The organism is Pseudomonas nicosulfuronedens, from assembly GCF_005877905.1.
Classification (GTDB): domain Bacteria; phylum Pseudomonadota; class Gammaproteobacteria; order Pseudomonadales; family Pseudomonadaceae; genus Pseudomonas; species Pseudomonas nicosulfuronedens.
In genome coordinates this window covers 90357-104109 of sequence record NZ_SWDV01000028.1, presented here as the reverse complement: position 1 = coordinate 104109, position 13753 = coordinate 90357, and the positions used below count along the sequence as shown (strand labels likewise).

Genomic DNA, 13753 nt, shown 5'->3' with positions numbered 1-13753 from the left:
CGCCCACCGATTCATCCCGCGATCCCGGGGCTCAACCCTGCCAGCCGCCGCCAAGGGTCTTGTACAGGGTTACCCGGTTGACCTGCTCGGACAGCTCCAGGCTGATCAGCGACTGCTGTGCGGAGTACAGCGAACGCTGCGCGTCGAGTACCTCGAGGAAGCTCTGCGAGCCCTGCTTGTACAGCGCCAGCGACAGGTCGTAGCTCTGCTCGGTGGCCTGGGTCAGGCTGCGCTGCGCGTCGAGCTGTTCGGCGATGTGGCTGCGCACGGAAAGCGCGTCGGCGACTTCACTGAAAGCGGTCTGCAGTGTCTTCTCGTACTTGGCCACGTCGATGTCGCGGCTGACTTTCGCGGCGTCGAGGCTGGCGCGGTTGCTGCCGGCGTTGAAGATCGGCAGGTTGATCGAGGGTGCGAAGCTCCAGGCGCGGCTGCCGGACTTGAACAGCCCGGACAGCTCGCTGCTGGCACTGCCGCCGCTGGCGGTCAGGGTCACGCTGGGGAAGAAGGCCGCGCGCGCCGCGCCGATATCGGCGTTGGCGGCCTTGAGCGTGTGTTCGGCGGCCAGTACGTCCGGCCGGCGTTGCAGCAGGCTGGAAGGCAGGCCCGCCGGCACGTTCACCAGCAAGGCGGCATCGAGCTTGGCGTCGCCGGGTAGCAGGCTGTCGTCCAGGCGTTCGCCCACCAGCAGTTCCAGGGCATTGCGGTCCTGTTCCACCTGGCTGGCGTAGTTGGCGACGTCGGCACGGGCCGACTCCACGGTGCTGCGCGACTGCGCCAGGCTCAGGCCCGACTGGCCGCCCAGGCCATGGGCCTGCTGCACCAGGTCGTAGGTCTTCTGCTGGCTGGCATAGGTGTCCTTGGCCAGGGTCAGCAGTTGCTGGTCGGCGGCCAGGGTCATCCAGGCGCTGGCGACTTCGGCCACCAGGCTGATCTGCGTGCTGCGGCGGGTCTGTTCGAGCGACAGGTAGTCCTCCAGCGCAGCGTCCTTCAGGTTGCCCAGGCGGCCGAACAGGTCCAGCTCATAGTTGCTCACGCCCAGGCCGACGCTGTACTGACTGCTGACGGCGTTGCTGCTGCCCTCGGCTACGCCACGCTGGCGGGTGCCATCGGCGGTTGCAGAGACCGCCGGGAACAGCGCGGCCCGCTGGATGCGGTACTGCGCCTGCTGGTACTCGACGTTCAGTGCGGCGACGCGCAGGTCGCGGTTGTTGGCCAGGGCGCGGGCCACGGTGTCGCGCAGCCGCGCATCGACGAACAGCTCGCGCCAGGCGATATCGGCGCTGGCCTGGCCGGCCGGGGTCGTGGTGGTCCACTGGCTGGCGACCGGCGCCTCGGGGCGCTGGTAGTCGGGGGCAAGGTTCACGCAGCCACCGAGCATCAGCGCCAGGACAAGGGGAAGGGGGGACAGGCGCATCAGGCTTCTCCTTCAGCGGTGACGTCAGGCGCAACATTGGCGGCGGCGAGGCGCTCGGCCAGACGTTGCACCAGCACGTAGAACAGGGGAATGAAGAACAGGCCCAGCAGCGTGGCGGCGAGCATGCCGCCCAGCACGCCGGTACCGATGGCCTGGCGGCCGCCGGCGCCGGCGCCACTGGACAGGGCCAGCGGCAGCACGCCGAGGATGAACGCCAGGGAGGTCATCAGCACCGGGCGCAGGCGCACCCGCACGGCCTCCAGCGTCGCCGCGATCAGCTCCTGGCCGCGCTCGACGTTCTCCTTGGCGAACTCGACGATGAGGATCGCGTTCTTCGCCGCCAGGCCCACGGTGGTCAGCAGGCCGACCTGGAAGTACACATCGTTGGACAACCCGCGCACGCCGGTCAGCAGCAGCGCGCCGAGGATACCCAGCGGCACCACCAGCATCACCGCGAAGGGCACCGACCAGCTCTCGTACAACGCTGCGAGACACAGGAACACGAAGAGGATGGAGATGGCGTAGAGCAGCGGCGCCTGGTTGCCGGCCATGCGTTCCTGGTAGGACTGCCCGGTCCAGGCGTAGCCGATCCCTTCGGGCAGCTGCGCCATGATTTCCTCCACCGCGGCCATGGCCACGCCGGAGCTGACGCCCGCCGCCGGCTCGCCCACCAGTTCGTAGGAACCAAAGCCGTTGTAGCGTTCCAGAAGCGGCGAGGCGGTGCTCCAGCGAGTGCTGATGAAGGTCGACATCGGCACCATGGCGCTGTCCGAATTGCGCACGTACCAGTCACCGATGTCCTCGGCCTGCATGCGCTTGTCGACGTCGCCCTGCATGTACACCTTCTTCACCCGGCCGGCATCGAGGAAGTCGTTCACGTAGCTGCCGCCCAGGGCAACACTCAGGGTGTCATTGATGTCGCCAGAGGCGACGCCCATGGCACCGGCCTTGCGGTCGTCGATGTCGACGTTGAGCTGCGGGGTGTCTTCCAGGCCCTGGGCGCGCACGGAGGCCAGGCGCGGGTCCTGGTTCGCCAGTGCGAGGAACTGGTTGCGTGCCTTGAGCAGCTCGGCATGGCCGAGGCCGCCCAGGTCCTGCAGCTGCACGTCGAAGCCGGAGCTTTCGCCCAGGCCCATGATGGCCGGCGGCGACATGACGAACACCTGTGCGTCGAGAATCTTCATCAGCGCCATGTTGGCCCGGCGTGCCACCGAGGCGGCGCTGTGCTCCTCGCCCTGACGCTCGCTCCAGTCCTTGAGCTTGACGAAGGCGCGCCCGGAGTTCTGCGCGTTGCCGCCGTTGCCCAGGCCGCGCACGGCCATGATCGAGGCGACTTCCGGCTGCTGCAGCATGTAGTCCTGCACCTGGCGGGTGACTTCCTGCAGGCGCTCATCGGTGCCGCCCACGGGCAGGGTCATCTGCATCATCAGCATGCCCTGGTCCTCATCGGGGAGGAACGAGGTGGGCAGTTTGTGGAACAGCATCGTTACGCCGCCGAGCACCAGCGCATACACCACCAGGGCGCGCACTGGCCGAGCCAGCACCCCGCTGACGCCGCGCTGGTAGTCGTGGGCACCGCGGTCGAAGGTGCGGTTGAACCAGCCGAAGAAGCCGCGGCGGTCTTCACCGTGGCCCTGGCTCGGCTTGAGCAGGGTGGCGCACAGTGCCGGGGTGAGGGTCATGGCCACCAGCACGGAGAGCGCCATGGCGGCGACCATGGTCACCGAGAACTGCCGGTAGATCACCCCGGTGGAGCCGCCGAAGAAGGCCATCGGCACGAATACCGCCGAGAGCACCACGGCGATGCCGATCAGCGCACCGCTGATCTCGCCCATGGATTGGCGCGTGGCTTCACGCGGCGACAGGCCTTTCTCGACGATGATCCGCTCGACGTTCTCCACGACCACGATGGCGTCGTCCACCAGCAGGCCGATGGCCAGGACCATGCCGAACATGGTCAGCGTGTTGATCGAGTAACCCATCAGCGAGAGCACGCCGAAGGTGCCCAGCAGTACCACCGGTACGGCCACGGCGGGGATCAGCGTGGCGCGCCAGTTCTGCAGGAACAGGTACATGATCGCGACGACCAGGGCGATGGCCTCGAACAGCGTCATGACCACTTCCTGGATGGAAATCTTCACGAAGGGCGCGGTGTTGTAGGCCACTTCGGTGCGCAGTTGCAGCTTGCTGGGGAAGAATTTTTCCAGCTCGGCCATCTTGTCCTGTACGCCCTGGGACACGTCCAGCGCATTGGCGCCGGTGGCCAGGCTCACGGCCATGCCGCCGGAGGGCCGGTTGTTGTGCTCGGCGACCACGTCGTAGCTCTCGCTGCCCAGCTCTACGCGGGCCACGTCGGCCAGGGTGACCACGGCGCCGTTGCTGGAGTGCTTGAGCACCAGCTCGCGAAACTGCGCGGCGGTGGTCAGCTTGCTGCGTGCGCTGATGGTGGCGTTGAGCTGCTGACCAGGGCGCGCGGGCAGGGCGCCGAGCTGGCCGGCGGAGGTGTCGACGTTCTGCGCTTCCAGGGCGGTGGTGATGTCCGAGGGCATCAGCGCGTACTGCTTGAGCTTGTCCGGGTCGAGCCAGATGCGCATGGCGTAGCTGGAGCCCAGGGTGGTCACCTGGCCGACGCCATCCACGCGGCTGATCTGGTCGTACAGCGTGCTGGAGATGAAATCGCTGATGTCGGTGGCGCTGACGTTGGGGTTGTCCGAGACCAGCGAGAGGATGATCAGGAAGTCGCTGGACGAGTTGCGGATCTCGATGCCCTGTTGCTGCACAGTCTGCGGCAGTCGCGCCTTGGCCTGTTCGAGCTTGGTCTGCACCAGCATCTGCGCGGTGTTGACGTCAGTGCCAGCCTCGAAGGTCAGCGTGATGCTGGCGCTGCCCGCCGAGCTGCTGCTCGACGACATGTAGACCAGACCGTCGAGGCCGGTCATCTGCTGCTCGATGACCTGGGTCACCGAGTCTTCCATGGTCTTGGCGGAGGCGCCGGTATAAGTGGCGCTGAGGGTGATCTGCGGCGGCGCGATGTTGGGGTACTGCGCCAGCGGCAACTGGGTGATGGCCAGGCCGCCGCCGAGCATCACCAGGATGGCGATGACCCAGGCGAAGATCGGCCGGTCGATGAAGAAGCGTGCCATGGGTTCTGCCTCAGTCGTGGCTGTCGGTTTGCGCGGTCAGGCTGGTGCCGGCGCTGTCTTCGACGGCCTGGACTTCCTGGCCGACGCGCACCTTCTGCAGGCCCTGGACGATCAGTTGATCACCCTCGTTCAGGCCCTTGCTCACCCACCAGCGGTTGCCCACTGCACGGGCCAGGGTCAGCTCGCGCTGCTCGACCTTGCCGTCCACCACCACCAGCGCGGTAGCGTCACCGCGCTCATCGCGGCTCACGCCCTGCTGCGGCACGAGGATGGCGTCCTGTTGCACGCCTTCCTGCAACGTCGCCTTGATGTACATGCCCGGCAGCAGCAGGCCGTCCGGGTTGGGCACCAGGGCGCGCAGGGTGACGCTGCCGGTGCTTTCGTCGACGCTTACGCCGTTGAAGGTGAGGGTGCCTTCATGGCCGTAGGTGCTGCCGTCTTCCAGCTCCAGGCTGATGCGCGTGGCGTCCTTCTGCTCGGCGGGCGCGAGCTTGCCTTCGGCCAGCTCGCGCTTGAGGCGCAGCAGCGTGCTGCTGGGCTGGGTGAAGTCGACGTAGATCGGGTCCAGCTGCTGCACGGTGGTCAGTGCGGTGGTCTGCTCGGCGGTGACCAGGGCGCCCGGGGTGACGGAGGAGGTGGAGGTCTGGCCGTCGATAGGCGCGTTGATCCTGGTGTAGCCGAGGTTGATGCGCGCGGTACGCAGCGCAGCCTGGGCCGACTGCAGGCTGGCGCGGGCTTCGAGCAGGGAGGCCTGGGCGCTTTCGTTGTCCTCGGCGCTGATGGCGTCGATCTTCACCAGTTGCGCATCGCGCTTGGCCTTCAGTTCGGCGGCCTTGAGCGTCGCGCGGGAAGAGGTGACCGTCGCCTCGGCCTGGGCCAGCGCGGCTTCGTAGGGTTGCGGGTCGATCTGGTACAGCGGCTGGCCGGCCTTCACCGTGGCGCCTTCCTCGAACAGGCGCTTGAGCAGGATGCCACCCACCTGCGGGCGGATTTCCGCGACCAGATGCGCGCTGGCGCGGCCGGGCAGGGTCATGCTCAAGGCTTGTGGGCCACTGGTGACGTGATACACGCCGACCTGCTGGACCAGGGCAGGCGGTTGGGCGGGGCCTGAGTCGCGGCAGCCGGCCATGGCGAGCAGGCCGGCGCCCAGCAGCAGGGCGCGGGCCAATGGAGAGAGTGGGGAGAGGTTAAGCGCGAAGGAAGACATCCGTGGGGCTCCGGACCTAATGAATTTCAGGCTTTCAGGCTGCTCGGGAAATGTGCAGGGAATGTGCAGTCATCTGGGAGAAACCGCGGAGATTGCCTGCCCCGCCTTGCTGCGCGCGGGGCGGCGCGCTTCAATGTCGGCAGTTTCGATTGCCCGGCGGTGCCATGAAAATCAGCCTCTCCAGCAAGTTCTTCCTGGCCATGCTCACGGTCTGCGCCTTCGCCGTGCTCGGCATGGTCTTCGCCGCGTACCTGAGCCTGAAGTACGGCTTCCTCGGCTACCTCAACCAGCAGGGCGAGGAGCGCATGGACCTGGTGGTGCCGCGCATCGAACGGGCCTACGCCCAGCACCGCAGCTGGGATTTCATCCGCCAGGACAGGGAGCAGTGGTTTGAACTGCTGCGCCCGGACGACATCACCCCGGACAAGGCCTTCGACGCCAGCCTGCTGACGGTTTCGGACCTCACCGGTGCGTTCGTCCGTTTCGCGCTGCTGGACGAGCAGCGCCGCCCGATCATCGGCTACCAGGCGGCGCCCGAGGACATGCTGCTACGGCCCATTCGCTTCCAGGGGCGCACGGTCGGCTGGATGGCCCTGGCGCCGCTGCAGTCGGTCACCAGCGTCGGTGACCGGCGCTTCCAGCTCAACCAGCTGCGTTCCAGTTTGCTGGTCGGCCTGGCCTGCCTGCTGGGCACGGCGGTGATCGCCTGGTGGCTGAGCCGCGCGCTGCTGCGACCGATCCGCGAGGTGGCGCGCGGCACCCATCGGCTGGCTGCCGGCGACTATGAAATCCAGGTGCCGGTGCGCTCCGACGATGAGGCCGGGCAGTTGGCCGGGGACTTCAACCGCATGGCTTCCACCCTTGCCAGCAACGAACGCATGCGCCGTGATTTCATGGCCGATATCTCTCATGAACTGCGCACTCCGCTGGCGGTGATGCGCGCCGAGCTCGAAGCGCTGGAAGATGGCATCCGCCCGTTGGACGGTGCCGCGATCCGCTCGCTGCAGGCGGAAGTCGGCTCATTGGCCAAGCTGGTGGATGACCTGTTCGACCTGTCCCTGGCCGAAGTCGGCGGGCCGACCTATCGCCGCGAACGCATCGACCTGCGGGTCTTGCTGCCAGTAGTGGCCGAGGCCTTCGGTGCGAGCTTCGCCGAGCGTGGGCTGGCACTGAGTGTGGAATTGCCCGAGGAGCCCCTGTGGGTGCTGGGCGACGAGTCGCGCCTGGGCCAGTTGCTGCACAATCTGCTGGAGAACAGCCGGCGCTACACTGATCGCGGCGGTCGCACCGTGTTGCGCGCCCTGCGCGAAGGGGAGCGCGTGCTGGTGCAATGCGAGGACAGCGCGCCGGGCGTGGACGCGGCCTCGCTGGAGCGCCTGTTCGAGCGTTTCTACCGCGCCGAGCGCTCGCGCAACCGTGCCAGCGGCGGCACCGGCCTGGGCCTGGCGATCTGTCGGGGCATCGCCGAGGTACACGGCGGCAAATTGAGTGCGAAGGCCTCGTCACTGGGCGGCCTGTTGCTGACCCTGGAACTGCCGGTTGCTGGAGGTGAAGCGTGAGCCAGGGACAGATCCTGCTGGTGGAAGACGAACCCAAGCTGGCCGCACTGGTGGGGGATTACCTGCGTGCTGCCGGTTTCGCGGTGGAGCACCTCGCCGATGGCCTGGCAGTGGTTCCGGCGGCCCGCCAGAAGCACTACGACCTCATGCTGCTGGACCTCATGCTGCCCGGCCGCGATGGCCTGGATATCTGCCGCGAGCTGCGTGGTTTCAGCCGCCTGCCGATCATCATGATGACCGCCCGTGTCGACGAGATCGACCGCCTGCTCGGCCTGGAACTGGGTGCGGATGACTACATCTGCAAACCCTTCTCCCCGCGCGAACTGGTGGCGCGGGTGAAAGCCGTGCTGCGGCGCACCGGCACCCAGGCGTCGAGCTTCGGGCTGGAGCTGGACGCCAGCACCTTCCATGCGCGCTACCAGGGCATTGCACTGGACCTCACGCCAGTGGAGTTCCGCATGCTCGCCGCGCTGGCGGCGCGGCCGGGGCAGGTACTGTCGAGGGACCAGCTGATGAACCACATCTACCAGGACCACCGGGTAGTCGCCGACCGCACCGTGGACAGCCACGTGAAGAACCTGCGGCGCAAGCTGACCGCCATCACTCCGGAGGTCGATCCGATCCGCTCGGTGTACGGGGTGGGCTACAGTCTGGAGTGCGAATAGGCACCTGATCGGTCCATGCCTTGTTTTCTGGCGATTCCGATCAATGCTCTATCAGCCCGCCAGCGTTCCCGGCAGGCAGGCCGATGAGCGAGCTTTCCCCGTACTTGATATGCGTCAACGGGATTTCATTCCGGCCAAGCACACTGGGTCCGTTCGGCCTCGGAGCGCTCTGCGCGATCCCCGGCCCTGTGCATCCATGGCGCATTCCAAGCGAGGAGAAACAACGATGGCAATGATGAAAGCGGCGATCTTCGTGGAACCTGGGCGAATCGAACTGGCGGACAAGCCCATCCCCGAGGTCGGCCCCAACGACGCACTGATCCGCATCACCACGACCACCATCTGCGGCACCGACGTTCACATCCTCAAGGGTGAATACCCGGTAGCCAGGGGGCTGACCGTCGGCCACGAACCGGTCGGGATCATCGAGAAGCTCGGCAGTGCCGTCAAAGGCTACCGCGAAGGCCAGCGAGTGATTGCCGGCGCGATCTGCCCGAACTTCAACTCCTATGCCGCGCAGGACGGCGTGCCCTCGCAGGATGGCAGCTACCTGGTCGAGAGCGGCCGCTGCGCCTGCCATGGCTACAAGGCCACCGCCGGCTGGCGCTTCGGCAACCTGATCGATGGCACCCAGGCCGAATATGTGCTGGTGCCGGACGCCGAAGGCAACCTCGCACCGATCCCCGACAGTCTCACCGACGAACAGGTGCTGATGTGCCCCGACATCATGTCGACCGGCTTCAAGGGCGCCGAGAATGCGAACATCCGCATCGGTGACACCGTGGTCGTCTTCGCCCAGGGGCCTATCGGCCTGTGCGCCACGGCTGGCGCGCGCCTGCTGGGCGCCTCGACCATCATCGCGGTGGATGGCAACCAGCACCGACTGGACATCTCCCGCAGCATGGGCGCCGACGTCACCCTGGACTTCACGAAGTGCGACGTGGTGGAAGAGGTGATGAAGCTCACCGGTGGGCGCGGCGCCGATTCGTCGATCGAATGCCTGGGGCTGCCGAGCACGTTCGAGCAGGCGATGAAAGTGCTCAAGCCGGGCGGCACGCTGTCGAGCCTGGGGGTTTACTCCAGCGATGTGCACATCCCGCTCTCGGCCTTCGCCGCCGGCCTGGGCGACCATCGCATCAATACCGCCCTGTGCCCCGGCGGCAAGGAGCGCCTGCGCCGGCTGATGAGCATCATCGAGTCGAACCGGGCTGACTTCGGCTCGCTGGTCACGCACCACTATGCGCTCGACGACATCGTCAACGCCTACGACCTGTTCGCCCATCAGCGCGACGGTGTGCTGAAGATCGCCATCAAACCCTGACGTGGGGAGGGGAATGGCCGCCTCCGGCAGGCGGTCAAACCCAACAGCGTTCAGCTCGATTGCACGGGGCAGGGCAAATCCAGTATTGTTGAGAACGATTATCATGTTTAACAAAACTGGACGTTCATGGACAGCGAGCGGGCATTCGAACGGGATGTTGAGCGGCTCTACATTGCCCACCACGGCTGGCTGAAGGGCTGGCTGCGCCGCCGCCTGGGCGAGTACGCCGATGCCGAGGACCTGGCGCAGGATACCTTCGTGCGGGTGATGCGCTCGCGCAGCGCCATCGCTGATCTGCGCCAGCCACTGGCCTACCTGGCCACCATCGCCAACAGCCTGTTGATCAACCGCTGGCGCCGTCAGGCGGTCGAGCGTGCCTACCTGGAAGCCCTGGCGGCGCGGCCCGAAGCCTTCGCACCCTCCGAGGAAGAGCGCCTGCTGCTGATCGAAGCGCTGGTGGAGATCGACGAACTCCTGCAAGGCCTCGCGCCACGGGTACGGGAAATCTTCCTGCTGTCCCAGCTCGACGGCCTGACCTACCCGCAGATCGCGCTGCGTCTGGAGCTGAGCGTCAACCAGGTGCAGAAGGCGATGAACAAGGCGTTTGCGGCGTGCTACGCGAGCCGGTTCGAGTGACCACCATGTCCCGCGACAACGATTCCCGGCCCATCTCCGCTGTCATCCGCGACCAGGCGATTGCCTGGTTCACCCTGGCCCAGTCGGGCTGCATGAGCGAGGTCGAGCAGCACCAGTTGCTGGTCTGGCGCGAGGCGAGCAGCGAGCATGAGCGCGCCTGGCAGCGCCTGAGCAGCATCCCGCTCGGCCTGCAGCGTCATGCCGGCGCACTGGCCGACCCGATGGCGCGGCAGCTGGCCGGCCGCCGTCATTACAACGAGATGGACCGGCGCAAGGCGCTCAAGGTGCTGGTCGGTTTCGGTCTGCTCGGCGGGCTTGCCTGGCAGGGGCGCGACACGCAGTGGGTTCAGGGCGCCATGGCGGACTATCGCACCGGCACCGGTGAGCGAACGCAGCGCACGCTGCCCGATGGCACGCGCTTGTGGCTCAACACCGCGACTGCGGTCGACCTGCATTACACCGACCGGGTACGCGAACTGCGCCTGCGTTACGGCGAAATCGAGATTCTCACCGCTCATGAGGGCGCCGGGCGGCCGTTCCAGGTTGTCAGCGGCGATGCGGTGCTGCAACCGTTGGGCACGCGCTTCCGCGTCCGCCGCGACGAAGACGGACGCAGCACTCTGCTGGCCGTCACTCAGGGGCGTGTTGCTGCCAGCTCGCTGGCCGGCGGCGAGGCCAGGGTGATCGAGGCGGGTTCCCAGGCTCGTATCAGCATGGCTGGCGTCAGCGCTCCGCAGGCGCTGGAAGCGAATGGCGGCGCCTGGGTCGATGGCTACCTGGTGGCCGAGCGCATGCGCCTGGGCGATTTCCTCGCCGAGCTGGACCGCTATCGTCCCGGCCTGCTGCGCTGCGATTCCGCCGTTGCAGGCATCCGCCTGAGCGGCTCCTATCCGCTGGCCGATACCGACCGGGTGCTGGCCATGCTGCAGGACAGCCTGCCGGTGACGGTCCAGCGGCGCACCCGTTATTGGGTAACAGTGGGGCCGCGCTAAGGAGCCGAGCGCCGCGGAAATAGGCAGGCGAGGACAGCAGAAGAAAGGTTGCTGATCGCGCTGAAACAGGCCGCTGGGCGCTGCAAAAAAACACCAATGAAAATAATTCTCGAAAAGTCGGCAGGTTTTCGTTTCTCGCTTGGCCTAGGGATAAATCCCTGCTCGCTACTGCGGGCCAACAACGAGAAACGGACCCTCTGCCCATGACGCTTCACCCCATCACCCGCGCCCTGCGCCAGTCGCTTGGCCTCGCCCTGCTGTCCTGTTCCGCGCTCACCGTGCTTCCCGCCATGCCGGTGCAGGCAGAAACTGCGGCCACCCGCACCCAGCGGTACGCTATCCCTGCCGGCCCCCTGGACCAGGTGCTCGGCGAATTCGGCCGGCGCGCCGGCATCCCGATCTCGGTCAATGCGGGGCTGACCGAAGGCAAACGTAGTGGCGGGCTGAACGGTGAGTACGGTATCGAGGACGGCTTCGCTCGTATTCTTTCGGGCACCCGCCTCACGGTGCGCCGCCTGGAAAACGGTGGCTACGGCCTGGTGCCGACACCTTCGGATGCGGTGCTGGAAATGGATTCCACCACCGTTTCCAGCCAGCGGCTGGACCCGACTACCGAAGGCACCAACGCCTACAGCGCCCGTGCGGTCACCATCGGCAAGGGCGCGCACAGCCTGCGTGAGACACCCCAATCGGTGACGGTGCTGACCCGTCGCTATATGGACGACCAGAACATCAACACCATCGAGCAGGCGATGGAGAAGACACCGGGTATCGCCGTCTACGAGTCGCCCATGGGCGGCAAGTACTTCTACTCCCGCGGCTTCATGATGCAGGGCCAGTACCAGTACGATGGCGTGCCGCTGGACGTGGGCGGCGAGTATGTGCAGGCCAACAGCTTTTCCGGCGACATGGCGTTCTACGACCGGGTCGAGGTGCTCAAGGGCGCAGCGGGCATGCTCAAGGGCTCGGGTAGCTCAACCGGTGGCGTCAACTTCGTCCGCAAGCGCGGCCAGAGCGTGCCGGAGACCAAGCTGTCGCTCTCCGCGGGCTCCTGGGACAACTACCGTGGCCAGGTGGACACCGGTGGCCCGCTCAACGAGTCCGGCACGCTGCGCGGGCGGACTGTCGTGGCGCTGCAGGATCGTCAGTATTTCTACGATGTCGGCAAGCGCAATGACCAGATTCTCTACGGTGCGCTGGACTACGACGTGACCCCGGACACCACCGTGGGCCTGGGCGTTGCCTACGAGAAGCTGGATGCGACGCCCTGCTGGCATGGCCTGCCGCGCTACAGCAACGGCAAGGACCTGAAACTCAGCCGCTCGACCTGCCTGGGCGCTTCCTGGAACAACTGGGAAAGCGAGCGCACCACGCTGTTCGCCGACCTGTCCCACCAGTTGAACGAGGACTGGGCCTTCAAGTTCGCCGGCGTCTGGACCCACAACGACCAGGACATCAAGTACGCCCTGTCCGAGACGTCGGGTGGCGTTACACCGGGTGCGACCTCGGCGCCTTCCTCGGTGTACTCCGGGCTGTTCGACTACGACCAGACCGACTACGGCTTCGATGCCTACCTGGACGGCAAATTCGAAGCCTTCGGCCTGCAGCACGAGCTGACCGTCGGCGCCAACGCCAGCCGCGCCAAGACCCACGATCACTACGCGCTGATCAACATGACCAGCCTGCTGGGTACCTCGCAGGACCCGTTCCATCCCAACTCGCACATTCCCGAGCCGGCGGATGATTTCTATGCGCCCAACTCCTACCGGGGCGGGCCGCAACCCACCGAGTCGGATACCCGCCAATTCGGCACCTACGCCACCCTTCGCCTGAAGCTGGCCGAGCCATTGACCGCGGTGCTGGGGTCGCGCGTCAGCTGGTACCGCAACAGCCGCGACTCCTACACCCAGGCCTGGGATTACTGGCAGCACGACCGCAGCCAGGAGAACGGCCAGGTCACGCCGTTCGCGGCGCTGATCTACGACCTCAACGATGAGTGGTCCGTCTACACCAGCTACGCGGACATCTTCCAGCCGCAGAGCACCTACACCGACGAGTCCGGCAGCCCGCTGCAACCCAAGACCGGCGCCAGCTACGAGCTGGGCATCAAGGGCGAGCTGCTGGATGGCCGGGTCAACACCGCCTTCAACCTCTTCCGCACCATCGAGGAACACCGCGCCGAAGCCAACTACGACGCCACTTGCCTCGGCTCTTCCGATGGTTACTGCTACACCGACGTGGGCAAGGTCCGCGCCCAGGGCTTCGAGGCGGAAGTCAGTGGCGAAGTCATCGAGCGCCTGCAATTGCTGGCCGGTTACACCTATACCCAGACCAAATACCTCAACAGCGCGGAAGAGAACCCGCAGGAACCCACCTTCACCACCCGCTATTTCCCGCGCCACCTGTTCCGTGCCTGGGCCGACTACCAGTTGGCCGGCGAACTGGACCGCTGGAGCGTGGGGGCGGGCGTGACGGCGCAGAGCGACACCTCCGTACGCAGCGGCAACGTGAAGTCGGTGCAGTCCGACTACGCCATCTACAGCGGCCGCCTGGGCTACCGCCTCGACGATCACTGGACCGTCGCGCTCAACGGCAACAACCTGTTCGACAAGAAGTACTACCAGAGCGTCGGTGCCGTTTCCTGGGGCAACTTCTACGGTGAGCCGCGCAACTTCATGGTCACCCTGCAGGGTTCGTTCTGACGCGAGCACGTGCCGATGCCAGGTTTCGCTCTTGAGGTGTGTTGACCTCAACCTAGGTTGAGGTCCTAGAGTCCGTCCGGGCCTGCCTGCCGCTGTTCGCCAGCGGTGGGCCGG

General features: G+C 66.4%; 9 protein-coding genes. 6 read left to right on the top strand and 3 right to left on the bottom strand.

Annotated features, from left to right (window positions below; genetic code table 11):
* Window positions 1-31: 31 nt before the first annotated feature.
* The 3 genes from FAS41_RS20640 to FAS41_RS20630 are packed head-to-tail and all read right to left on the bottom strand — an operon-like array spanning window position 32 to window position 5686.
* Complete coding sequence (locus FAS41_RS20640; RefSeq protein WP_138525305.1) at window positions 32-1414, bottom strand: efflux transporter outer membrane subunit; 1383 nt, start codon at window positions 1412-1414, stop codon at window positions 32-34.
* On the bottom strand, window positions 1414-4557 hold the full coding sequence (locus FAS41_RS20635; RefSeq protein ID WP_138525304.1) for an efflux RND transporter permease subunit: 3144 nt from the start codon (window positions 4555-4557) through the stop codon (window positions 1414-1416). Before FAS41_RS20635 ends, FAS41_RS20640 begins: the two co-directional genes overlap by 1 nt.
* A 10-nt stretch (window positions 4558-4567) precedes the next feature.
* Entirely contained in the window at window positions 4568-5686 is a 1119-nt protein-coding gene (locus FAS41_RS20630) for an efflux RND transporter periplasmic adaptor subunit (protein ID WP_138525322.1), read from the bottom strand.
* 242 nt (window positions 5687-5928) lie between these two features.
* Between FAS41_RS20630 and FAS41_RS20625 the strand changes: the two genes are divergently transcribed.
* From FAS41_RS20625 to FAS41_RS20600, 6 genes are all read left to right on the top strand, one after another.
* Window positions 5929-7323: an ATP-binding protein gene (locus FAS41_RS20625; protein ID WP_138525303.1), complete on the top strand. Its 1395-nt coding sequence runs from the start codon at window positions 5929-5931 to the stop codon at window positions 7321-7323.
* The gene (locus FAS41_RS20620; protein ID WP_138525302.1) at window positions 7320-7988 is read left to right on the top strand and encodes a response regulator; all 669 of its coding nucleotides are present in this window, start codon (window positions 7320-7322) and stop codon (window positions 7986-7988) included. Before FAS41_RS20625 ends, FAS41_RS20620 begins: the two co-directional genes overlap by 4 nt.
* A gap of 226 nt (window positions 7989-8214) precedes the next feature.
* Window positions 8215-9309 carry an NAD(P)-dependent alcohol dehydrogenase gene (locus FAS41_RS20615; RefSeq protein WP_138525301.1) on the top strand — a complete coding sequence of 365 codons (1095 nt, stop codon included), beginning with the start codon at window positions 8215-8217 and terminating at the stop codon, window positions 9307-9309.
* 126 nt (window positions 9310-9435) lie between these two features.
* Window positions 9436-9945, top strand: coding sequence for a sigma-70 family RNA polymerase sigma factor (locus FAS41_RS20610; RefSeq protein WP_138525300.1), 510 nt, complete (start codon window positions 9436-9438; stop codon window positions 9943-9945).
* Window positions 9946-9950: 5 nt separating this feature from the next.
* Window positions 9951-10937 carry a FecR domain-containing protein gene (locus FAS41_RS20605; protein ID WP_246084908.1) on the top strand — a complete coding sequence of 329 codons (987 nt, stop codon included), beginning with the start codon at window positions 9951-9953 and terminating at the stop codon, window positions 10935-10937.
* A gap of 203 nt (window positions 10938-11140) precedes the next feature.
* Window positions 11141-13639 carry a TonB-dependent siderophore receptor gene (locus tag FAS41_RS20600; RefSeq protein ID WP_138525298.1) on the top strand — a complete coding sequence of 833 codons (2499 nt, stop codon included), beginning with the start codon at window positions 11141-11143 and terminating at the stop codon, window positions 13637-13639.
* The last annotated feature ends 114 nt before the right edge of the window (window positions 13640-13753 follow it).